General features: G+C 75.7%; 22 protein-coding genes. 9 read left to right on the top strand and 13 right to left on the bottom strand.

Translation table 11 applies throughout. The features are described 5' to 3' along the window. Positions 1–57: 57 nt before the first annotated feature. Entirely contained in the window at positions 58–807 is a 750-nt protein-coding gene (locus ACI8AD_RS17185; RefSeq protein WP_456871734.1) for an enoyl-CoA hydratase/isomerase family protein, read from the bottom strand. 119 nt (positions 808–926) lie between these two features. On the opposite strand from ACI8AD_RS17185, the gene ACI8AD_RS17180 reads away from it, so the two are divergent. After that, entirely contained in the window at positions 927–1991 is a 1065-nt protein-coding gene (locus ACI8AD_RS17180; protein ID WP_456871733.1) for a hypothetical protein, read from the top strand. Positions 1992–2056: 65 nt separating this feature from the next. Then, positions 2057–3235 (top strand): LLM class flavin-dependent oxidoreductase, encoded by a 1179-nt coding sequence (locus ACI8AD_RS17175; RefSeq protein ID WP_456871732.1) that lies wholly within the window; start codon positions 2057–2059, stop codon positions 3233–3235. A 40-nt stretch (positions 3236–3275) separates the two neighbouring features. Here ACI8AD_RS17175 and ACI8AD_RS17170 read toward each other — a convergent pair whose 3' ends face one another. The 3 genes from ACI8AD_RS17170 to ACI8AD_RS17160 all read right to left on the bottom strand — a co-directional run bounded on the left by ACI8AD_RS17170 (position 3276) and on the right by ACI8AD_RS17160 (position 5323). Then, positions 3276–4118 (bottom strand): SGNH/GDSL hydrolase family protein, encoded by an 843-nt coding sequence (locus ACI8AD_RS17170; RefSeq protein ID WP_456871731.1) that lies wholly within the window; start codon positions 4116–4118, stop codon positions 3276–3278. 70 nt (positions 4119–4188) lie between these two features. Next, positions 4189–4761 (bottom strand): TIGR03086 family metal-binding protein, encoded by a 573-nt coding sequence (locus tag ACI8AD_RS17165; protein WP_456871730.1) that lies wholly within the window; start codon positions 4759–4761, stop codon positions 4189–4191. Positions 4762–4813: 52 nt separating this feature from the next. After that, the gene (locus ACI8AD_RS17160; protein ID WP_456871729.1) at positions 4814–5323 is read right to left on the bottom strand and encodes a hypothetical protein; all 510 of its coding nucleotides are present in this window, start codon (positions 5321–5323) and stop codon (positions 4814–4816) included. Positions 5324–5460: 137 nt separating this feature from the next. Here ACI8AD_RS17160 and ACI8AD_RS17155 point away from each other — a divergent pair, with 137 nt between their 5' ends. The 5 genes from ACI8AD_RS17155 to ACI8AD_RS17135 all read left to right on the top strand — a co-directional run bounded on the left by ACI8AD_RS17155 (position 5461) and on the right by ACI8AD_RS17135 (position 9518). Continuing rightward, on the top strand, positions 5461–6228 hold the full coding sequence (locus ACI8AD_RS17155; protein WP_456871728.1) for a DUF6308 family protein: 768 nt from the start codon (positions 5461–5463) through the stop codon (positions 6226–6228). Positions 6229–6412: 184 nt separating this feature from the next. After that, positions 6413–6982 (top strand): hypothetical protein, encoded by a 570-nt coding sequence (locus ACI8AD_RS17150; protein ID WP_456871727.1) that lies wholly within the window; start codon positions 6413–6415, stop codon positions 6980–6982. Positions 6983–7131: 149 nt separating this feature from the next. Continuing rightward, positions 7132–7875, top strand: coding sequence for a hypothetical protein (locus ACI8AD_RS17145; protein ID WP_456871726.1), 744 nt, complete (start codon positions 7132–7134; stop codon positions 7873–7875). 27 nt (positions 7876–7902) lie between these two features. After that, complete coding sequence (locus ACI8AD_RS17140) at positions 7903–8415, top strand: DUF1810 domain-containing protein (protein ID WP_456871725.1); 513 nt, start codon at positions 7903–7905, stop codon at positions 8413–8415. 47 nt (positions 8416–8462) lie between these two features. Next, on the top strand, positions 8463–9518 hold the full coding sequence (locus ACI8AD_RS17135; protein WP_456871724.1) for a glutathione S-transferase family protein: 1056 nt from the start codon (positions 8463–8465) through the stop codon (positions 9516–9518). Between the two features lie 11 nt (positions 9519–9529). Here the strand turns inward: ACI8AD_RS17135 and ACI8AD_RS17130 are convergent, their stop codons facing one another. The 4 genes from ACI8AD_RS17130 to ACI8AD_RS17115 all read right to left on the bottom strand — a co-directional run bounded on the left by ACI8AD_RS17130 (position 9530) and on the right by ACI8AD_RS17115 (position 13842). After that, on the bottom strand, positions 9530–9763 hold the full coding sequence (locus ACI8AD_RS17130) for a hypothetical protein (RefSeq protein ID WP_456871723.1): 234 nt from the start codon (positions 9761–9763) through the stop codon (positions 9530–9532). A 328-nt stretch (positions 9764–10091) separates the two neighbouring features. Beyond that, entirely contained in the window at positions 10092–12269 is a 2178-nt protein-coding gene (locus ACI8AD_RS17125) for a hypothetical protein (protein ID WP_456871722.1), read from the bottom strand. A gap of 98 nt (positions 12270–12367) precedes the next feature. Continuing rightward, positions 12368–13102 carry an alanyl-tRNA editing protein gene (locus tag ACI8AD_RS17120; RefSeq protein WP_456871721.1) on the bottom strand — a complete coding sequence of 245 codons (735 nt, stop codon included), beginning with the start codon at positions 13100–13102 and terminating at the stop codon, positions 12368–12370. Positions 13103–13107: 5 nt separating this feature from the next. After that, on the bottom strand, positions 13108–13842 hold the full coding sequence (locus tag ACI8AD_RS17115) for a type 1 glutamine amidotransferase (protein ID WP_456871720.1): 735 nt from the start codon (positions 13840–13842) through the stop codon (positions 13108–13110). A 47-nt stretch (positions 13843–13889) separates the two neighbouring features. On the opposite strand from ACI8AD_RS17115, the gene ACI8AD_RS17110 reads away from it, so the two are divergent. Both ACI8AD_RS17110 and ACI8AD_RS17105 read left to right on the top strand, forming a co-directional pair. Continuing rightward, positions 13890–14777, top strand: coding sequence for a DNA-3-methyladenine glycosylase family protein (locus ACI8AD_RS17110; RefSeq protein ID WP_456871719.1), 888 nt, complete (start codon positions 13890–13892; stop codon positions 14775–14777). A 90-nt stretch (positions 14778–14867) separates the two neighbouring features. Further along, positions 14868–15488, top strand: a complete 621-nt coding sequence (locus ACI8AD_RS17105; RefSeq protein WP_456871718.1) for a putative quinol monooxygenase — start codon at positions 14868–14870, stop codon at positions 15486–15488. 27 nt (positions 15489–15515) lie between these two features. On the opposite strand, the gene ACI8AD_RS17100 is transcribed toward ACI8AD_RS17105, so the two are convergent. From ACI8AD_RS17100 to ACI8AD_RS17080, 5 genes are all read right to left on the bottom strand, one after another. Then, entirely contained in the window at positions 15516–16589 is a 1074-nt protein-coding gene (locus tag ACI8AD_RS17100; RefSeq protein WP_456871717.1) for an acyl-CoA dehydrogenase family protein, read from the bottom strand. Continuing rightward, the gene (locus ACI8AD_RS17095; RefSeq protein ID WP_456871716.1) at positions 16586–17755 is read right to left on the bottom strand and encodes an acyl-CoA dehydrogenase family protein; all 1170 of its coding nucleotides are present in this window, start codon (positions 17753–17755) and stop codon (positions 16586–16588) included. Before ACI8AD_RS17095 ends, ACI8AD_RS17100 begins: the two co-directional genes overlap by 4 nt. Before the next feature lie 82 nt (positions 17756–17837). Beyond that, positions 17838–18164: a hypothetical protein gene (locus ACI8AD_RS17090; protein ID WP_456871715.1), complete on the bottom strand. Its 327-nt coding sequence runs from the start codon at positions 18162–18164 to the stop codon at positions 17838–17840. A 230-nt stretch (positions 18165–18394) separates the two neighbouring features. Then, positions 18395–20659 carry a SpoIIE family protein phosphatase gene (locus tag ACI8AD_RS17085; RefSeq protein WP_456871714.1) on the bottom strand — a complete coding sequence of 755 codons (2265 nt, stop codon included), beginning with the start codon at positions 20657–20659 and terminating at the stop codon, positions 18395–18397. A gap of 14 nt (positions 20660–20673) precedes the next feature. After that, entirely contained in the window at positions 20674–21438 is a 765-nt protein-coding gene (locus tag ACI8AD_RS17080) for an alpha/beta fold hydrolase (RefSeq protein WP_456871713.1), read from the bottom strand. Positions 21439–21475 lie beyond the last annotated feature (37 nt).

Below are 21475 nucleotides of genomic sequence, written 5' to 3'. Positions count from 1 at the left end.
TCTAATTGCCGACCGTCACCGTCGGAACACGAAGCGGCGCGGGTCCCGAAACCGGCGTCAGTCCTGCCGGGCCTGGCGGCGCATCGACCACATCTGCGCCGGACGCTCGAACTGGGTGGCGACCTCCCAGCTCACCGCGCCGTTGACGACCTCCTTGCGGAAGTTGCCCACGGCCACCCGCGCCAGCTCGGGGTCGGCGGCCACCCGGCGGGCCAGCTCGAGGGCGCGGTCCTCCACGGCGGCGTCGTCGAGGGACTCCCACGCCAGCCCGAGCTCGACCGCGCGGCGCCCGTCGACCTCCTCGCCGAACAGCGCCATCGCCGCGGCCGCCTCCCGCCCGATCAGCCGCGACAGGATGACGAAGTGCCCGCCCCCGGGGTGCATGCCGCGCTTGAGGAAGCCGGCCAGCAGCCGGGCGTCGTGCGCGACGATCCGCAGGTCGGTGGCCAGCAGCATGTTCATGCCGGCGCCCACGGCCGACCCGCGCACGGCGGCGATCGTGGGGACGCGGACCTGCCCGAGCCGGTAGAAGGAGTCGTAGATCCGGCCCATGCCCTCGTAGGCGTCCGGCGCCGCGGGGTCCTTGCCGGCCCAGGTCAGCGTGCCGACGTCGCCGCCGGCGCAGAACGACCGCCCCACCGCCCGCACCACGAGCGCGCCGACCTCCGGCCGGGCGTCGACCTGCTCGAAGACGTCGATGAGCTCGCCGGCCATCTGCGGCGTCAGCGCGTTGCGGCGGTCGGGCGCGTTGAGCGTCACCACCGCCACGCCGCCGTCGACCTCGAGCAGGACCTCGGCGTCAGCCACCAGCGCACCTCCGGACTCCGGGCCGGCCCCGGCGCCGGCTCCGCTGCCGAGCATCAGACCACGCGGTTGCCGCGCCGGTCCGGGCGGCCGGACACTCGGCTCCCGACCCCGGAGCCCGCATGCCGACCACCCGCCGCGCCGCCGCCTGTGCCGTCGTCGCGCTGATGGCTGCTACCGGGTGCACGGAGGTGCGGGGCGACCCCGTCCCGGCGCCGCGGACGTTCGAGGAGCTGCGGGCCATCGTCGACCTCGACGCCGTCGCACCGGCCGGCGTCGACGTCCTCGACCTGGCGGCCGGGCCCGAGGGGGCGGTCGCCCTGCTCGCCGACACCGCCGACCCGGCCGTCACCTACCTCGCCCCGGTCGACGAGGACGGCGTCGGTGAGCTCCGGCGGCTCGACGGCCCCGCCGACCAGCTGTTCGTCACCGACGACGGCACCGCCGTGGTCACGGCACCCGGCCGACTGACGACCGTCCCGCCCGGCGGGGAGCCGGCCGTCACCGACCTCGACGTCGCCGGGGACACCACCGCGCTCTCCCCCGACGGGCGCAGCCTCTACCTGGCCACGCAGAGCCGGCTCGCGGCGGTCGACCCCGCGACCGGCGACGTGCGGGCCACCGCCGACGTCGACGCCGGCCTCACCGTCCGCGCCCTCGCCGTGAGCCCCGGCGGCGGGCCCACCGCGCTGCTCAGCGACGCCCGCGCCGTCGACCTCGCCGACGTCGCCGTGCTGGGCACCTGGTCGGCGGACCTGGCGCCGGGCGACCTCGTCGAGCTGGCGCCCGACCGCCCGGCCAGCATCCCGAACGCGCTGCGGATCGCCGACGACGGCACCGCCGTGGTCACCCTGACCGCGGGCTCGGGCGAGGACCCCTTCCGGGTCGTCACCGTCTCCGACGGGGAGGTGACGGCGTCCCACCGCATCCCCGGCACCGACAGCCCGCTGGCCGACCTCGCCGTCTCCCCCGATGCCCGCGTCGCCTACCTGCCGGTGGCCGGGTTCGAGGTGGAGTCCGGCGTCGTCACCCTCGACCTCGCCAGCGGTGAGCAGCTCGGCGCGGTGCGGGTGTGCGAGGGCCAGGCCAGCTTCGGCCGCGTGGCGCTGAGCGGAGACCGGCTCACCGTGATCGGGTCCTGCATCACCGCGGCGCCGTCGTCGTCCACTGCTTTCGTCGTGGCCTGAGGGCATGGCCTCCGGGGTGTGACGTGCACCACTATGGGCCCATCCCCGACCCGAGGAGGACCCTCATGGACCGGCTGCGTTTCGGCACCTTCCTGGCCCCGTTCCACCCGCCGGGGGAGAACCCGACGCTGGCGTTGCAGCGCGACCTCGAGCTCGTCGAGCACCTCGACCGGCTCAGCTACGACGAGGCCTGGATCGGTGAGCACCACTCGGCCGGCACCGAGATCATCGCCTCGCCCGAGATCTTCATCGCCGCGGCCGCCGAGCGCACCCGGCACATCAAGCTGGGCACCGGCGTCACCTCGATCGCCTACCACAACCCGCTCTGGGTGGCCGAGCGCATGGTGCTGCTCGACCACCTGACCCGCGGGCGCGCGATGCTCGGCTGCGGGCCCGGCTCGCTGCCCACCGACTCGATGATGCTGGGCCTGACCCCCACCGACACCCGCGAGCTGCTCGAGGTCGACCTCGACATCATCATGCGGCTGCTGCGCGGCGAGACGGTCACGCAGAAGACACGCACGCACGACCTGGTCAACGCCCGGCTGCACCTGCGGCCCTACACGCAGCCCTGCTTCGAGATCGCCGTCGCCGCCGTCGCCTCCCCCACCGGGCCGCGCATGGCCGGCCGGCACGGCGTCGGGCTGCTGTCGATCGGCGCCACCCTGACCAAGGACGGCTTCGACGCGCTCGCCCACCACTGGAACGTCGTCGAGGAGCGGGCGGCGCACTACGGGCAGACCGTCTCGCGGCGCGACTGGCGGCTGGTCGGGCTCATGCACATCGCCGAGACGCGGGAGCAGGCCTACGCCGACGTCCAGTTCGGCATCGAGACGTGGTTCCGGTACTTCCAGAAGACGGCGGCGTTCCCGCAGATGGCGGTCGAGGGCGGTGACGCCAAGGAGATGATCGACTTCATCAACGAGGCGGGCATCGGCGCGATCGGCACCGTCGACGACGCCCGCGCGCAGGTGCAGCGGCTGTGGGACCAGTCCGGCGGTTTCGGCGCCATGCTGCTGCTCGGCCACGAGTGGGCCAACCCGCAGGCCACCAAGCGGTCGTGGGAGCTCATCGCGCAGCACGTGATGCCGCACTTCCAGGGCGGCGAGGTCAGCCACGCGCAGCAGACCCTGGGCGCCAAGGAGTACGCCATGGGCAAGCGCGAAGACTACGCCGCCGCGCAGCTGCAGGCCGTGGCGACCATGACCGAGCGCTACGAGAAGGAGAAGGCGGGACAGGCCTGAGGACGGCGGTGGGGTGGCGGCGGCGCCGTCACCCCACCGCTCACCTGGCCAGGGTGGCGTAGAGCTCCCCGGCGATCACCTCGTGCCCCTCCGCGTTCGGGTGCAGGCAGTCCCGTCCGCCGACGTGGTCCTCCGGCCCGAGGGCGCCGTACAGGTCGGTCACCTGGGCGCCGGTGGCCGCGGCGACCTGGCGGATGACGTCGTTCAGGCCGCTCTGCACCGACAGCACCCCCGGGACGGTCCCGCCCTCCAGGACGACGTCCGCGATCGTCGGCGCGGCCGGGTTGATCCCGGTCAGGAAGCAGGAGCCGATCGGGTTGTAGTACGTCGTCACCACGACCTCGGCGTCGCGGCCCGCGGCGGCGACCAGCGATCCGAGGATCGTGGTGAGCCGGTCCTCGACGCCGGCCAGCACGGTGTCCACCGTGGCCTGGCAGCCCGCCGGCGTCGCGGTGGTGATGCAGGCCTGCGCGATCGGGGCGAAGACGTCGTTGCCGCCGACGGTCACCGTGACGACCTCGACGTCGTTCTTCGGGTCGCGGTCGGCGTCGCGGGCCGCGATGAGCTCCAGCGCCGCGGGGAGCTGGAGCTCGAGCAGGGTCGACGTCGTCGCGCCGGGCACCGCCAGGTCGACGAGCTGGAAGTCGGCGAGCGACCGCCCCGTCGCCTTGTCCGCCGCCGGGTTGTAGTCGGCGTCGAGCAGCTCCTCGAGCAACTGCGGGTAGCCGGGGGCGGTGGGCACCGCGCCGATGCCGGCAGCGACGGAGTCACCCAGGGCGAGGTACACCGGCGTCCCGAGCGGGGCGTCGTCCTGGGCGGCCGCCGGTGCGACCGTCACGAGCGGCAGCAGCGCCGCGATCCCGACCATCAGCTGCCTGCGCACGGTGTCCCCCTGTCCCGCGGTGTGCACGCACCTCAGCACCGTGCTGCGGAACCGGCCAGGGTCGAAGGGCTCAGCCTGGAGGCCGCCAGGACGGGTCGCGGCCGGTGGCGCCGAGCAGCCGGTGCAGCGCCGGGGCGTCGGCCGGCACCGGCACGACCGGTCCGTACAGGCCGGGCGGGCGGTCGTCGCCGAAGGACTCGGCGAACGCGCGGCACGCCTCGGCCGCGGCGTCGTCGACGTCGTAGGGCTGGCCAGTGGCGACGGCCAGGTCCCAGCCGTGCACGACCACCTCGTCGAGGGCGACGACGGCCGCGACGCCGGCGGGCATGTCCACGCCTCCGGCGCGTGCGGTGCCCTCGTGCGCCGCCGGGTCGCGCCAGGCGGCGGCCAGCGCGTCGAGCTGCGCGGGGATGCGGGTGCGCCAGTCGGCGGGCAGGTGGGCGGGGTCGGCGGAGCCGGTGCCCTCGACCGGCGTCTTCTCCGCGGCCATCCGGAACGCGTGGGTGAGCCCGGTGAGGTGGTCGAGGAGCCCGGCGACGGACGTGCCCTCGCACGGGGTCGGCGCGGTCAGCTGCTCGTCGCGGATGCCGGCCACGACGCGTGCCACCTCGGCGGTCGCAGGGCCCAGGTCGATCGTCTGCACGTTCCTCAGACCGCCCGGCCCGCCCGGACTCATCGGGGCCGGGCTGCCGCCGTCAGGCCGGCTCGGCGCCGAGGGCTCCGCACAGCGCGGCGTTGAACTCCTCGAAGGTGTTGTTCCCCGCGGCCACCTCGACGTCCTGCGTCCCGAGGTCGAGCACCTGGCGACCCGCGGTCAGCACGAGCTCGCCGCCGTCGGGCAGGGTCGCCTTGCCGACCAGTCCCTGCCGGACGGAGACGCCCTCGTCGTAGAAGTCGACGACCCGGAAGTGGCCCTCGTAGGTCGTCTGCGTCCCCGTCGGACCGGTGAGCGTCCCGCTGTAGGAGACGTTGCGCACCTCCTGCACGACGCGGTCGCCGTCGCTGAACGTCTGGATCCTGAGGCGGATGTCGAAGTCGCTGACGGTCACGTCCGGGCAGGGCCCGTAGGGGAAGGTCAGGTCCTCGATGACGAGCGTCGTCGGCCGGCTGGGGGTCAGCGGTGCGGCCGCGGCGGGAGCGGCCACCGCCGCGACGAGGCCGGCGGCCACGGCCGGGACCAGGACGAGACGACGCAGGCGGGCCATGGGGACCTCCGGCACAGGCGGGTCGCGGGCTCGGGCCCGGGAGGAGAGCCTCCTCCCGCTCCGGCAGCTCGCCCAGTGCCCTTGGACCCGGCACGCCTGGACTCATCGGCGCCGCGGACGGGGTACCAATGACAGACGTGACAGGGGGACGAGGGGGCGGTGCCGCCCTCGTCCTCCCCAGCACCGGCCCCGATCCGATCCCGCTGCCGACCGCGCTGGCCGCCGTCCTCGGGTACGCGCGGGGCCGCCGTCCGCTGTTCTTCCGCTCCCCCAGCCACCCGCACGGCCGGTGGGTGCAGGTGCTCGCCTACGCCCACGACCGCTTCGACGGGCAGCCGCCCGAGACCGCCGACTCCCCCACCGACCGCGACGTCCTCGTCGCGGAGGGCTTGCACGGCCGGCTCGACCCGGCCGGGTGGCGCCGGGTGCGCACGGCGCTCGACGACGTCTGGCCGCTGGTGGGCGCGCTGGTCGACCGGGCGGCCGGGCGCGCGTTCTGGGAGCTGCCCGCCGACGAGTTCTCCGTGCTCATGGAGCCCGGGACGGTGGGCGCGGCGCTGCGCGAGGTCGGTGACCGGCACGTGCGGGCCGTGCTGCACTCCCGGCACCCGGCGCTGGTGCCCCTGCTCGACGGCGTCACGCGGCGGCAGCTGTACGGGCACGTGGGTGAGGGCGACAGCGGGCCCGAGGCCGTCGTCCACCGGGAGCTGACCGCCAACGCCGCCGCGTTCACCACGCTGGAGACGGCGACGGCGACCCTGCTCGGGCGGCCGCTGACCCGGCTGCGGCTGCACGACGTGCTGCTGTGGCTGGCCGGGTCGCTGCGGATGACGCACGCGGTCGCGGTCGGGCGGGCGCTGGCGGCCGACTCGGAGCAGGGCCTGGAGGCGCTGCTGCCGGCGTGAGGGGGCTCTGCAGTTGATCATCGGGTTGGTGCCGCTGACACGCGCGGGCACGCCGCTGCGGGCGGCAACGACCCGATGATCGACGGCGACCGGGCAGCCGTTCGGGTGGCTCGTCCACAGGGGTGACCGGCGTTCGCCTCCGTTCTGGTTATCGTCCCCAGCCGTGCGTGATCACCGTGGGGGGATGCGACTGGCGGCTGCGGCCGTCGCACTCGGGACGACGCTGCTCACCGGCTGCGGCAGCGCGGACGCCGAAGCCCCCAGCACCAGCCTGCCCTCGGCCACGTCCGCGGCACCGACCACCGAGGCGCTACCCGTGGTCGGGCCGGCCGACTTCCCCGTGCCGCCGGAGGCGCGCACCCAGGACGCCGCCGGCGCCGAGGCCTTCCTCCGCTACTGGATCGACCTGCTGAACCGGCAGCAGGCCATCCCCGCAGGTCAGCCGCTGCGCGACCTGGGCCCGGAGTGCGACGAGTGCCTGCGCATCGCGAAGAACCTCGATGATGCGGCGGCCGCAGGCAACCGATACGTGGGCGGCGAGGTGAGCCTCAACGATGTTCCACCGCCCGTCTTCGATGGAGACACCGCCGAGTTGAGCTTTGGTGCCCGACGCGAGCCGGTGTCGCTGGTCAATAGCGCTGGGCAAGTCCTTGAGGAACGACGCGAGGCGGCCCCCAACTTGGGGTCCGGTCTCGTCCTCGCTTGGTCGGCTCCCACGCAATCATGGACAGTCACGGCGTTTCAGCTCGGATGAAGAAACTCGCCCGCGGACTACTGGTTCTAACGCTGCTCGGCGTACTGGTCGTCACCCGCGACGGATCCGCCACTGCCTGCACCTTCTTCGACTGCGGAGAGACCGACATTGGCAATGGTGACGTTGGCGTCGGCTACACCAGCGGAGCGGTGGGCTCCGTCGTCGGCGCGAGCGCCGCGGAGATCGTCGACTACGTCTGGCGCCTGCGGCCTCCCTGCGTGATCGCGGAGGACGGTGGCGACCTGTGCACCCCGTTCGACTTCCAGGACTGTCCGGCAGAGCCCGGACAGGTGGTCCGCTTCCTCACCGTGCAGCAGCGGCCGGTCGTCCGGCCGGACGGGACCGCGGTCATTCCGGTGCCCGCAGGTTTCCTCCCGGGTGACCTCCTCGGCGCCTGGACCGACGTGCGCACGGCCTGCATCGACATCACTGCGCTCAACCCGCCACCGTCGCCGGAGGAGGTCTTCACCTACTTCCAGCGCCTCCCGCTCCCGCAGCTGACCACCCAGCACGCGCCGCCGGGCGACGGCCTGTCCGGGCTGCCGGTCGTCTTCTGGACCGACTCGCCGGCCACGCAGACCTTCACCGTGGACATCCGCGGCTTCACCGTGGTGATCGTCGCCCGGGCCGAGCAGTACACCTGGCGCACCGGCGACCCGGCAGCCCCGACGCTCACCAGCACCGAGCCGGGCGGCGCCTACCCGGACCACGCCGCCGAGCACCTCTACCGGTCCGGCACGTACTCGGCGAGCCTGACGGTGACCTGGGGTGCGACGTTCACCGTCGACGGCAGCGCGCCGGCCGACGTCCCCGGCACCACCACGACCGACGGCCCGCCCGCGACGTTCGACGTCGTCGAGGCCACCGCCGTCCTCACCGACCCCTACGACTGAGCCCATGGGTCGTCGATCATCGGATGCGTGCACGACGACGCGCCGACGACGGGCGTGTCGTGCGGCAAGCAGACGATGATCAACAAGCCGCGCGCGAACCACCACCTCGGGAGCGCACCCATGACCGACCCGTTCGACCTGCAGCGCTTCGTCGACGCCCAGGACGGCACCTACCCGCAGGCCCTCGCCGAGCTCCGTGCCGGGCGCAAGCGGAGCCACTGGATGTGGTTCGTCTTCCCCCAGGTGACCGGGCTCGGCCGCAGCCCGACGGCGCAGCACTACGCGATCAGCGGCCTCGACGAGGCCCGCGCCTACCTCGCCCACCCGGTGCTCGGCCCGCGCCTGGTCGAGTCCGCGCAGGCGCTCACCGAGATCGACCGGCGCGACCCGGAGGCGGTGCTCGGCCCCATCGACGCGGTCAAGCTGCGCTCGTCGATGACGCTCTTCAGCCACGCCGACCCGGGGCAGCCGGTCTTTCGCACCGTCCTCGACCGGTACTTCGGCGGGCAGGAGGACGAGGCGACGACGTCCCGGCTGTAGGCCGCCCTGCCGCGCGGTGGCACGCGGCGTCGGCCAGTCTTGATCGTGTGAGCGACAACAGCGGTTCCGGATACGTCAGCGACGGCCAGGAGTACAGCCGCGACACGAACTACATCACCGACCGGATCACCGCCGACGGCTCGAGCCCGTGGCCGGTCGAGGCCGACCGCTACCGGCTGGTCATCGCTCGCGCCTGCCCCTGGGCCAACCGCGCGGCCATCGTGCGCCGGCTGCTCGGCCTGGAGCCGGCGTTCTCGATGGGCATCTGCGGGCCCACGCACGACGAGCGCAGCTGGACCTTCGACCTCGACCCGGGTGGTCACGACCCGGTGCTGGGCTACGAGCGGCTGCAGGAGGCCTTCCTCGCCCGCGACCCCGAGTACCCGCGCGGCATCACGGTGCCGGCGATGGTCGACGTCCCGACCAAGGCCGTCGTCACCAACGACTTCATGCAGATGACGCTGGACTTCTCCACCCAGTGGACGGCGCACCACCGCGACGGCGCCCCCGACCTCTACCCCGAGCACCTGCGCGACGAGATGGACGACGTCATGCAGCGGGTCTACACCGAGGTCAACAACGGCGTGTACCGGTGCGGCTTCGCCGGTTCCCAGGGCGCCTACGACAAGGCCTACGAGCGGCTGTGGACGGCGCTGGACTGGCTGGAGGAGCGCCTCACGACGCAGCGCTACCTCATGGGCGACACGATCACCGAGGCCGACGTCCGGCTGTTCACCACGCTCGCCCGCTTCGACGCCGTCTACCACGGCCACTTCAAGTGCAACCGGCAGAAGCTGTCGGAGATGCCGGCTCTGTGGGGCTACGCGCGCGACCTGTTCCAGACGCCGGGGTTCGGGGACACCACCGACTTCCCGCAGATCAAGGAGCACTACTACGTCGTCCACGCCGACATCAACCCGACGCAGGTCATCCCGATGGGGCCGGACACCCGCAACTGGCTGACCCCGCACGGCCGCGAGGAGCTCGGCGGCTCCCCCTTTGGCGACGGCACCCCGCCCGGCCCGGTCGCGTCCGGCGAGGAGGTGCCGGCCGACCACGGTCCCGGGGGCATCGGTCACCGTCCCGACGACGAGCGGGGATGACCACTCGGCGGTCAGTCCCCGCCGCCACCTCCGCCGCCGTCCCCACCGCCGCCGTCGCCACCCCAGCCGCCGGAGTCGGAGTGGCCACCGTGGTGGCCGTCGGACCAGGAGGAGTCGCCGTACGACCCGCCGTCGCCCCCACTGGACCGCGCGTGCCGGCCGGGTGGCCGCGACTGGCTCAGCCGTGAGCTGAGCACCATCAGGAACGCCCCCACCAGCACGGTCACGATCACGAAGGCCGTCACGGGCGGCACTGTGCACGACGCCGGGCCCGTGCGGGAGTGGTCACCGCGCGGTGGTGTCCGCGGCGTCGTGGTGTCAGGTCGACGGGGGCGGAGGCGATGGCGTCACCACCGCCCCCGTCGTCCTGGGGTGTGGGCGGGGAAGTCAGGGGTGCCGGGCTGACGGCCGGCCGTCGCGCGGAACCCCCAGCCCCGATACCTCCCCGCCCGGTGGCCCCGGCCCAGTGCTGGCCAGGTCGGGGTCACGCCCGGGAGGGCGACGCACGGCCGGCGGTGCGGTGCGGGGTGGCCCCGACCTCGCCCGGCGGCTGGTGCGCGCCCGGCAGGGAGGTCAGTCGGGAGAGAAGGACGGGTCGCGCAGGTGGGCGGACGCGACGGCGGCGGCCGCCGTCGGCGCCGGGACGAGCGAGAAGGCGGCCGGCGGTGCCGCGGACGGGCAGACCGCCGCGACGGCGGCGAGCGCGGTCGACGACGACAGCGTCGGCGCGGCGGGCGCGGCCGGCGGGGACTCCGGCGACGCGGGGCGGCCCGGGTCGGGGAGGCGCGGCGTCAACGGCAGGTTGCCGGCCGCTGGCCTCGACGCCGGGCTCGAGTCGGTCACCGGCTGGGTGCGCGCGGCGTCCCCACCGCCGGCCGAGCGGGCGGGCGGTCCGACCAGCGCCACGATGGCCGACCCGCACCCTCCCGGGTCCGCGAGGACGACCTGCACGGGGGTGCCGACGACGGCGGCAACGGCGGACAGCGCCGCCCCGACCACGACGTCGGTGGCCGCGGCCGTGGTCGTCGGAGTGGTCGTCGTCGAGGTGGTCGCAGTCGTCGGGGTCGTCGCGCTCGTGGCGTCCGGCACCTCGGTCTCGTCGGACGCGACGGCCGGCTCCGCCGGGGCACCGGCGGTGTCGGTGACCTGCTCGACGACCGGTGCGATGACCTCGACCACCGGCTGGACGACCTCGACCACCGGCTCGACGACCTCGACCACCGGCTGGACGACCTCGACCACCGGCTCGAGGACGTCGGGGACGACCGGCGGGAGGACGTCGAGGACGACCGGCGGGAGGACGGGGTCCACGACCACCGGAGGAACCACATCGACCACCGGCCCGGCCACGTCGGGCAGGGGCACCGGGACGACGGGGACCACCGGCGGCAGACCCGGCTGCTCGGGGATCGCCGGCACGTCGATGACCGGCGGGACGACCGGCGGCACGACGTCGGGCAGGGGCACCGGGACGACGGGGACCACCGGGTCGACGATCGGGACCACGGGCGGCAGCTCGGGCAGGCCGGGGGTCCCTGGGAGGACGACGACGGGCGGGACCCCGGGATCGACGACCGGCCCGACGACGTCCGGGACGACGTCCGGGACGGGGACCACGACCGGCGGGAGCACCGGAGGATCGACGGGCAGCACCACCGGAGGGATCACCGGCGGGTCGACAGGCAGCACGACCGGCGGCAGAGCCGGCGGGTCGACGGGCAGCACGACCGGCGGCAGAGCCGGCGGGTCGACAGGCGGCTCGACCACCGGCGGCAGCGCCGGCGGGTCGACAGGCAGCACGACCGGCGGCAGAGCCGGCGGGTCGACGGGCAGCACGACCGGCGGCAGAGCCGGTGGGTCGACAGGCAGGACGACCGGCGGCAGCACCGGAGGGTCGACGGGCAGCACGACGGGCGGCAGCACCGGCGGACCGGCGTGCTCGGGCGGTCCACCGATCGGCGGGACCTCGACGATCGGCGGGAGCTCGACGACCGGGGGGACCTCGACCACCGGCGGGACCTCCACCACCGGCGGGACCTCCACCACCGGCGGGACCTCCACCACCGGCGGGACCTCCACCACCGGCGGGACCTCCACCACCGGCGGCAGCTCGGGACCACCGGGAGCGCCCGGGCCACCGGCGGCCGGCGGCAGCTCCGGACGACCGGGCGGCGGACCCGGACGCGTCTGCGGTCCGGCCCCGGGAGCGGCCGCGTCGACGACCGGCTCGGCGACCTCGGCGACCGGCTCGGTCACCGTCTCGACGACCTCGGCGACGGGCTCGGTCACCGGCTCGACGACCGGCTCCACGACCTCGGCGACCGGCTCGGTCACGGTCTCGACGACCGGGAGCACCGGGTCGGCGGGCGGCTCCGGCGTCTCCGCGGGAACGTCGACGACCGGAGCAGGCGTCTCCGCGGGAACGTCCACCGGAGCAGGCGGCTGCACCGGAGCGGACGGCTCCACCGGGACGTCGCCAGCCGGAGCAACCGGCTCCACCGGGGCCTCCGGCACCGCCTCGGCAGCCGGCTCCAGCGGGATCTCCGGCTCCGCCGGGGCCTCCGGCACCGCCTCCGCGACCGGCTCCACCACCTGCGCGGCGTCGTCGACGGTGGCCGTCACCTCGTCCACCGCACCGCCGACGGGAGCGAGCGGGTCCTCGGCCCGCGCTGGGGAGGACACCAGGAGCACCACGGCGTACAGGCCGGTCACCAGGCAGGCGAGCAGCAGGATCCTCTGCAGCCACGGCACGGCAGCTGCAGGACCCGCAGCCGGTGCCGAGTCTGCTCCCCGCACACGAGCAGACTAGAGCGGTTGAGTTCCGACCGCTCGTGGATCACAAACTCGCATCACACGATCCGGATCCGGATCCGGCGGAACCCCCGCCCCTTGCTCTCCAGCTTGACCACCTCGACCCGGCCGACCATCGACGTCGACGCGACGTGCGTGCCGCCGTCGGCCTGCAGGTCGAGGCCGACGATGTCGACCACGCGCACCTGCTCGATGTCAGGCGGCAGCAGGTCGGTGGCCGTGCGGATGAGGTCGGGGATCGCGTAGGCCTCGTCGCGCGGCAGGGTGCGCACCTCGATCGGCCGGTCGGCGGCGATCTCGGCGTTCACCGCCTCCGCGATGCGGTCGCGGAAGTCGGCGGGCACCTCGGGCAGGTCGAAGTCCATGCGCGCGGTCAGCGGCTCCATGTTGCCGCCGGTGACCTTCGCCCCGAAGTCGCGCAGCACCACCCCGGTGAGCACGTGCAGCCCCGAGTGGGTGCGCATGAGCGCGGTGCGCCGCTCGTCGTCGAGCGCGCCGCGGACCGCCGTCCCCGGCGGGGGCACGGGGTCGCCCTCGACGGGGACCAGGTACAGGTCGTCGCCCTTGACCGTGCCGGCGATGCGGGTGCGCACCCCGCCCCACAGCAGCACGCCCTCGTCCGGCGGCTGCCCGCCGCCGCCCGGGTAGAAGGCCGACCGGTCGAGGACGACGCCCCGCTCCGGGTCGACGGCGACGACGGTCGCGTCCCACTCGCGGACGGTCGGGTCGGCCAGGTCGAGGCGGTGGGTGTGGCCGTGGTGGTCAGCGCTCACGCCGCTCATGCTGCCGGTGCGGCGGCCGGCCCGGTGAGGGCGTCGGCGCGGGCGAGGAACGCCGCGACCAGCCGCGCGCACGCCGCGGCCGCCTCGGGCGCCCGCTCGGCGATCTCCCGCCGCAGTCCCGGGACCAGCGCGGCGGCCTCCGGCGGCGGCGGGCCGGTGAGCGCCCAGGTCTCCTCCCACGCGGCGAAGGCGCCCGGGTCGATCTCCGGGTGGAACTGCACGCCCAGGTGCGGGCCGTGCGTGAACGCCTGCACCGCGCGCCCGGTCCGCGCGACCTCGACAGCGCCGGGCGGCACGGTGAACCGGTCGCCGTGGTACTCGAACCACGGGCCGGCCGGCACCAGCGCGGGGTCGGCGGTGTCGACGTCGAGGAAGCCGTGCTCGCCGGCCGGGGCCTGCGACACCTCCCCGCCCAGCACCCGCGACAGCGCCTGCCCGCCGAAGCAGACCCCGAGCACCGGCGTGCCGGCGTCGACCGCCCGCCGCAGGTAGGCCAGCTCGGTCCCGAGCCACGGCACCGCGTCGTCGTAGGCGGCCGCCCCGGAGCCCATCACCACGAGCGTGCGCAGGCCGGCGGGGTCGGGCAGGTCGGTGAGCAGCGGCGACGGCCCCACGGTGGTGCCGACGACGACCGTGAGCCCCTGCGCCTCCAGCGCGGGCCGCAGCGTGCCGGGCAGCCGGGCGCCGCGGGAGGGGTCGGCGTCGTGGACGAGGACGAGGGCGGTCTGCACGGGTGCAGTATCGGCGGGTGCCCGCCGCGCCCCGATCCTCCGTCCGCGTGGTGCCGACCGGGGACGTCGACCTCGCGGCCACGCTGGGCTCGGTCGTCTGGCTGCCGCGCGACCCGACGGCGCGGCTGTCCCCCGGGCGGTTCGAGCGGGCCACCTGCACACCCGAGGGCACCGGGACCGTCGTCGTCACCTGGGAGCCGGGCTCCGGCACCGCCCGGGTCGAGGCGTCCGGGGACGGCGCCGGGTGGCTGCTCGACCGCGCACCCCGGCTGCTGGGCTGCGAGGACGACGTGACCGGCTTCGACCCCGCCGGCCCGCCGCTGCGCGACCTGTGGCGGCGGCACGGCCGGCGACGCATCGCCCGCACCGGCACGCTGTGGCACGACCTGGCCTGCCTGGTCGTGCAGCAGCGGATCAGCCGACTCGACGCCGCGGAGCAGTGGCGCCGCCTGGTCACCACCCACGGCTCGCCCGCTCCCGGCGTCCCCGGGCTGTGGGTGCCGCCGGCACCGGCCACGCTCGCCCGGCTGTCCTCCCCCGCCCTGCACCTCCTCGGCCTGGAGCGCCGGCGGGCCCAGACGCTCGTCGCCGCCGGCGCCGCGCTGGCCGGGCACCAGGACCTCGCCGACGGCGACGTCGCGGCCGGCACGGCGGCGCTGCGCGCCCTCCCCGGCGTCGGCGCGTGGACCAGCGGCTGCCTGGCCGCGCTGACCTGGGGCGACCGCGACGCCGTGGTACCCGGCGACAGCGGCATCCCGTCGCTGGTGACGTGGGTGCTCGCCGGCCGGCCGCGCGGCGACGACGCGGCGATGCTCGAGCTGCTGGCGCCGCACCGGCCGCACCGCTACCGCGTGCTGGGCCTGGTGATGGCCAGCGGCCGCCGGCCGCCGCGGACCTCGCCGCGCGGCCGGCGGGAGGACATCACCCGCCGCTGACGGGCGGGGGCTTCCGCTGGCACCGCCGGCCGAGGAAGCTGAGGCACGCGGCGGTGCCGCGCGGGTGCCGCCGTCCGACAGGAGGACGGCATGTACGCACGCTCGACCACGCTCACCGGCACGCCCATGACCATCGACGACGGCATCGCCTACGTCTGCGACGAGGTCATGCCGGCGATCACGGGCATGCCGGGCAACGTGGGCCTGTCCATGCTGGCCGACCGCGAGACCGGGCGCTGCGTCGTCACCTCCTCCTGGCGCGACCGCGAGGCGATGGCCGCCAGCGAGGACGGGGTCAAGGGGCTGCGGGAGCGGGCCGGCAGCATCTTCGGCGGCCCGCCCGAGGTGCACGAGTGGGAGATCGCGGTGATGCACCGCCGCTCGGAGGCGCCGTCGGGCGCGTGCACCCGGGTGACGTGGACGCGGGCCGACCCCGCCGACGTCGACCGCATCCTCGACGCCTACCGGACGATCATGGTGCCGCGGATGGAGGGCTACGGCGGCTTCTGCAGCGTGAGCCTGTTCCTCGACCGGGAGCAGGGCCTGGGCGTCTCGGCGGTGACGTTCGAGGACCGCGAGTCCATGGCCGCCAGCCGCACCCACGCCCGCGCCAGCCGGGACGACTTCGCCCGCCTCATGCGGATGGAGGTCGTCGACCACGACGAGTTCGACCTCGTCCTCGCCCACCTCCGCATCCCCGAGACGGTCTGAGGCGCCAGCCGGCCGGCGCCCGGGAGCTCACACCACCCGGGTGAAGGCCGGCCAGACGTCGTCGGGGGCGGCGGCGACCAGGCCGGCGCCGAGCGTGCGCGCCCAGGAGAGCTCGGTACCCGCCTCGTCGCGCCACGACCAGCAGCGCCGGGTGAGGTGGTGCAGCCGGTGCTCCTGGGTGAAGCCGATGGCGCCGTGCACCTGGTGGGCGAGCTTGGCGACGGTCTCCACGGCCTCCCCCGCGCGCACCTTCGCGGCCGCGGCGGCGAGCACCACGGTGTCCGCGCCGCGGTCGAGCGCCTGGACGGCGGCGTCGACGAGCGCGGCGGTGGCGGTGACCTCGCCGGCCATCTGCGCGAGCTCCACCTGGATCGCCTGGAACTTGCCGAGCGGCCGGCCGAACTGCACCCGCTCGCCGGCGTACTGCACCGTCCAGGCCAGCACCTGCTCGAGCGCGGCGGAGACCTGCACCGCGCGGGCGAGCGCCGCGCGGGCCCGCACGAGGTCGACGGCGGCCGGGGACAGCAGCGCACCCGGTACGCCGACGCCGTCGAGCACCAGCGAGCCGCGCGGCTCCCCGGCCAGGTTGACCGCCCGGGAGGCGTCGAGGCCGGCGGCGTCGACGACGGCGAGCACCGCGCCCTGGATGCCGGCCGGCGGCGCGGCGAGCACCGCGACGTGCCGGGCGACGCCGGCCCACGGGACGTCGGTGGCGGTGCCGGTGAGGACGAACCGGCCGGGGCCGTCGCCGTCGTCGGAGGGCTCGGCGGTGACCGCGCCGTCCAGGGCGACCGTCAGCGGCTCCTCCGGGGAGGGCAGGTCGAGGTCGGCGGCCAGCAGCGCGGGCCCGGCGACGAGGAGCTGCTCGGCCACCGGCACCGCGCCGGCGCCCGCGGCCAGCGTGCGCACCACCGCGACGGCGTCGGCCAGCTCGCCGCCGGAGCCGCCGGCCTCCTCGGGCAGCCCGACGCCGGTCAGCCCCGCGTCGGCGAGGTCGGCCCACAGGCCCTCGTCCCACGGCCGCTCGGCGGTGAGCACGAACGGCTCGTGCCCGGCGAGGATCTCCCGGACGGTCGCGACCACCAGGTCCTGGTCGCTCATCGCAGCCCCAGCCCGCGCGCCACGATCCCCTTGAGGATCTCGTTGGTCCCGCCCCGCAGCGTGTAACCCGGCGCGTGCAGCTGCGCCTCGGCCAGCGCCCGCCCGAGTGGGTCGGGGCTGTCCAGCGACGCCGGCACGTCGGCCACCCGCCGGACCTCGTCGACGACGTCCTGCTCGAACGTCGTCCCCACGTCCTTGACCAGCGCGGCCGGGATGTCGGGCAGCTCCCCGCGGTCGAGCGCGGCGGCGATGCGCAGCGACAGCTGCCGCAGCGCCAGCGCCCGCGCCGACAGCCGGCCGAGCACCGCCAGCTGCGCGGGGTCGCCAGAGGCGGCGGCGCGGCGGCCGAACTCGGCCAGCAGCGGCCAGGTGGACAGGAACCGCTCGGGCCCGGACCGCTCGTAGGCCAGCTCCGCGGTCACCTGGTGCCAGCCGGCGCCCTCGACGCCGAGCAGCATGTCGCCGGGGACGACGACGTCGTCGAACACGACCTCGTTGAAGTGGTGCCCGCCGTCGAGGATGCGGATCGGGTTGACCGTGATGCCCGGCAGCGACAGGTCGACCAGCAGCTGGGTGAGCCCCTGGTGCTTGCCGCGGGGGCCCTCCCCGGGCGGGCCGGAGCGGACCAGCACGATGCCGTAGTGGGAGTGGTGGGCGTTGCTCGTCCACACCTTGGCGCCGTTGACCACCCAGTCGCCGTCGGCGTTGCGGGTGGCGCGGGTGCGGATGGAGGCGAGGTCGGAGCCGCTGTCGGGCTCGCTCATGCCGATGACGAAGTAGCACTCGCCCGCGGCGATGCGCGGCAGGATCTCCTTGCGCTGCGCCTCGGTGCCGTAGCGCAGCAGGTTGGGCCCCGACTGGCGGTCGGCGATCCAGTGCGCGGCCACCGGTGCGCCGGCGGCGAGCAGCTCCTCGGTGACGGCGTAGCGCTCCTGCGCGGTGCGCTCGTGGCCGCCGTACTCCCTCGGCCAGGTCATGCCGAGCCAGCCGCGGGCGCCGAGCTTGCGGGAGAAGTCGGGGTCGACGCCGGACAACCAGGTGTCGACGTGGGTGGTGAAGGTGCCGGCGGCGAGCTCCTCGGCGAGGAACTGCCGCACCTCGAGGCGGACCTGTTCGGCGGCCTCGGACGGTGGCGCGGGCGCCAGGGTCAGCTGGTCGGTGCTCATGTGGACTGCGGTCCCCCCACGTCGGCGTGGCAGTGCTCCGCCACGGTTGTACAGCGCACCGGGCGGTGCGCGCCCGGCAGGGTCAGCGGCGGTCGTCGCCCGGGAGGCGGTCGGCGGCCAGCTGGCGCAGCTCCGCGACGGCGTCGCCGGCGGCCGTGGCCAGCCGGGTCGCCACGCCGGACACCAGCCGGCGCAGGACGGCGGCGTCGAAGCCGAGGAACTCGCCGATGCCCACGGCGACGTCGACGCCGGGCAGCGCGCGCGGCGGTGCCGGCGTCGCGGCCTGGTCCGGCGACCAGCGCATCGCGTCGGCGGAGACGGTGAGGTCGCCGCCGGCCCCGTCGAGGGCGTCGGCGAGGTCGTCGCCGGGCGCCCGCCGCGGGGCGTCGTCCTCGTCGCCAGGTCCCACGGCCGCCTCCTCGGTGTCGGCTACGGGGATGGTCCGCCCGGGCGGCCCCGGCCGCTAGGGGGTGTCTGACGGACCCATGCCGACGGGAGCGCCGGTCAGGGGGTTGCTCCGCAAGGCCGAGGCGTCGCCGGATACCGGGTTCGTATCCGGCGGCGCCTCGAACGCAGCGGAGCGCCGCCTGGGCGGTGCTACCGAGGCTGGAGGTCCGTCAGACACCCCCTGGAGGGGTCTCAGGCGAGCCGGGTGAGGGCCAGCAGCGCGACGTCGTCGGCCCGGCGGGGGCCGGTCAGCGCGGCCAGCAGCCGGTCGCAGAGCTCGTCCGGGTCGGCCGGGGCGCGGCCGGCGCCCTCGACGGCGACGGCCCGCAGCCGGGCCAGGCCGGCGTCGAGGTCGGCGGTGCGGCTCTCGACCAGCCCGTCGGTGTAGAGCACCAGCGTGGCGCCCACCGGCAGCTCCCCCGACCACTCCGGCGCCGGTCCGGGGGGCGCGCCCAGCAGCCGGCCGGGGACGACGCCGAGCAGCTCGGCCCGGCCGCCGCCCACCACCAGCGGCGGCAGGTGCCCGGCCGAGGCGATCCGCAGCGCCCCGGTGGCCGGGTCCAGCCGCGCGAACAGCGCCGTGGCCATGCGGGGCAGCCCGAGCAGCGGCCAGCTGCCGTGCAGCCGCTCGACCAGCTCCGCCGGGCCCGGCCGGTCGGCCAGCAGCGCCCGGTGCACGCTGCGCAGCTGGCCCATGGTCGCCGCGGCGGTGACGTCGTGGCCGACGACGTCCCCGACGGCCAGGGCGACGTCGCCCTCCGGCAGCGGGACGACGTCGTGGAAGTCACCGCCGACGTCGGCGCCGCGGCTGCCGGGCAGGTAGCGCACCGCCAGCGCGAGCCCGGGCACGTGCGGCGGTACCGGCGGCAGCAGGCTGGCCTGCAGCGCGTGCGAGGTGCGCGACTCCAGCTCGACGCGGGCGGCGACCTCCAGGCCCTGCGACATCTGCAGCGCGAGCTGCTCGGCGGTCTCGACGTCGGCCTCGGTGAACGGGCCGCGCCGGGTGTCGTTGCCCAGGGTGATGACCCCGAGCGGGCGGTTGTCGGCGACCAGCGGCACGCAGACGAGGTCGGTGAGCTCCAGCGCCTGCGTCACCGCCAGGTGGCCGGGGCCGGTGACCATGCGCACGAGCCGGCCGGCGTCGACCCCGCGCAGCCACACCGTCCGCCGCCCGGCCATCGCCTGCACGCTGGGGTGGTTGCCGTCGCGGCGCGGCAGGTGGTGGTCGCGCAGCTGCTCGACCAGGTGCCGGCGGGCGGGGTCGGCGTGCGCCACCACCGGCTCGACCAGCCCGCGCTCGGTCAGCACGTCGATCACGCAGACGTCGGCCAGCCGGGCCACCGCCAGCGCGGCCAGGCCCTCCACCGTCTCGGTCATGCCGTGCCCGGCGGCCATGAGCCGCGCGGCCTCGAGCAGGAACGCCGAGCGGTCGGCCTGCCGGACGGTCTCCTCGTACAGCCGGACCCGTTCCAGCGCCTGACCGGCCTGCCGGCCCAGCGTCGCGAGCAGGTCGGCGTCGGCCGGGGCCAGCGCGCCGCGGGTGCCGGGCTCGCTCAGGCTGATCAGCTCGCTGTCGTCGGTGACGCCGAGGACGAGGACCAGCGCCCCCAGGTGCCGGTCGTCGGCGGCCGACACCGGGACGACGACCACCGACTCCTGCCCGGCCTCGGCCATCGTCGCGGCCAGCTCCGGCCACCGCTCGCGCAGCCCCGGTCCCAGCGGCACCGCCCGCACCCCGCCGGTGCGGACCAGCTCCACGCCGTCCTCGGCTGCCGTGACCAGGGCGGCCAGCAGCTCGGGGGCCAGGCCGTCGGCGGCGGCGAGGGCGACCGGCACCGGCCGCCCCTCCGCCACGCGACCGGGCCGGTGCACCGCCAGCCACAGCCCGGCGCCCCCGGCCTGCAGCGCGGTCCGGGCACGGCGGACGACGACGTCGGCGACCTGCTCGGCCGAGGCCGCGGCGGCCAGCTCGGAGACGACGCGCTGCAGCGTGCGCGCCCGCGCCTCGGAGTCGGCCGCGGCCCGCTGCGCGGTCAGCAGCGCCCGCTCGTAGCGCCGCCGCGAGGTGGCCTCGAAGACCGTGGCGCGCACCAGCAGCGGCCGGCCCTCGTCGTCGCGCACCTCGACGGCGTTGACCAGGCAGGGCAGCACCGAGCCGTCGTCGCGGACGACGTCGAGGGCCACCTCCCGCACCGCCCCCTGCAGCCGCAGCAGCGGCGCGAGGTGGGTCTCGTAGTAGACCCGCCCGCCGGCGCTGAGCAGGTCGGGCAGCCGGCGGCCGAGGACCCCCTCGGGCGGGTGGCCGGTCCACGCGCAGAAGGTGCCGTTGACCTTGACCACCCGCCCGTCGGGGACCATCGACAGGTAGCCGCACGGCGCGTTCTCGTAGAGGTCGGCCGGGTCCTCCTCCAGCAGCCGGGCCAGTCCGGCCAGGCGCTCCTCCTGCTGCTCCCCCACGGTGCCGGTCCGCCTCAGCGCTCGAGGAACGCCCGGATGGCCGCGACCGTCTCCTCCGGCGCCGACAGGTGCGGGCAGTGCCCGGTCGCGGCCAGCTGCGTGAAGACGCTGCCGGGGACCTGCTGGTGCACGTAGCGGCCGACCGGCTCGGGTGCGATCGAGTCGTCGGTGCACTGCAGGACGAGCGTGGGCACGCGGACGGCGGGCAGGTCGGCGCGGTTGTCGGAGAGGAACGTGACCCGGGCGAACTGGCGGGCCACCACGGGGTCGGTGCGGCAGAAGCTCGCGGTCAGCTCGGCGGTCACCTCCGGGTTGCCCGGCCCGGCGACCACCGGGGCCAGTGCCGCGGCCCACTGGTCGGGGTTGCTGTCGAGGGAGTCCAGCAGCGCGGCGACGTCGGCCCGGCTGAAGCCGCCGGTGTAGCCCTCGTCGTCGACGTAGCGCGGGCTGGGCCCGACCATGACCAGCGCGCCGAAGTGCTCCGGTGCCCGCAGGACGGCGAGCACGCCGATCATGGCGCTCACCGAGTGCCCGACGAAGACCACGTCGTGCAGGTCCAGCTCGCGGCAGATCGCGACGACGTCGTCGGCGTAGCCGGCCAGCGACGCGTACCGCTGCGGGTCGTAGGCGCCGATGTCGGAGCCACCGGAGCCGACGTGGTCGAAGGTGACCACCCGGTGGTCGACGGCGAACTCCGGCGCGACGGCGCGCCACATCGTCTGGTCGCAGCCGAAGCCGTGCGCCAGCAGCATCGGCCGGGCCGCCTCCGGACCGCTCACGCGCAGACAGTTCCGCGTGACCACGCTCACCGCTCCG

This window comes from Geodermatophilus sp. SYSU D00766 (assembly GCF_054049915.1).
The sequence above is the reverse complement of the archived record's forward strand: the minus strand, read 5'-3'. Positions and strand labels throughout refer to the sequence as shown.

Excerpts from the sequence above, each read along its gene's own strand:
- ACI8AD_RS17175 (WP_456871732.1), top strand. The coding sequence starts at position 2,057 with ATGGACCGGCTGCGTTTCGGCACCTTCCTGGCCCCGTTCCACCCGCCG.
- ACI8AD_RS17095 (WP_456871716.1), bottom strand. The coding sequence starts at position 17,755 with ATGAGCACCGACCAGCTGACCCTGGCGCCCGCGCCACCGTCCGAGGCC.
- ACI8AD_RS17100 (WP_456871717.1), bottom strand. The coding sequence starts at position 16,589 with ATGAGCGACCAGGACCTGGTGGTCGCGACCGTCCGGGAGATCCTCGCC.
- ACI8AD_RS17180 (WP_456871733.1), top strand. The coding sequence starts at position 927 with ATGCCGACCACCCGCCGCGCCGCCGCCTGTGCCGTCGTCGCGCTGATG.
- ACI8AD_RS17160 (WP_456871729.1), bottom strand. The coding sequence starts at position 5,323 with ATGGCCCGCCTGCGTCGTCTCGTCCTGGTCCCGGCCGTGGCCGCCGGC.
- ACI8AD_RS17150 (WP_456871727.1), top strand. The coding sequence starts at position 6,413 with ATGCGACTGGCGGCTGCGGCCGTCGCACTCGGGACGACGCTGCTCACC.
- ACI8AD_RS17105 (WP_456871718.1), top strand. The coding sequence starts at position 14,868 with ATGTACGCACGCTCGACCACGCTCACCGGCACGCCCATGACCATCGAC.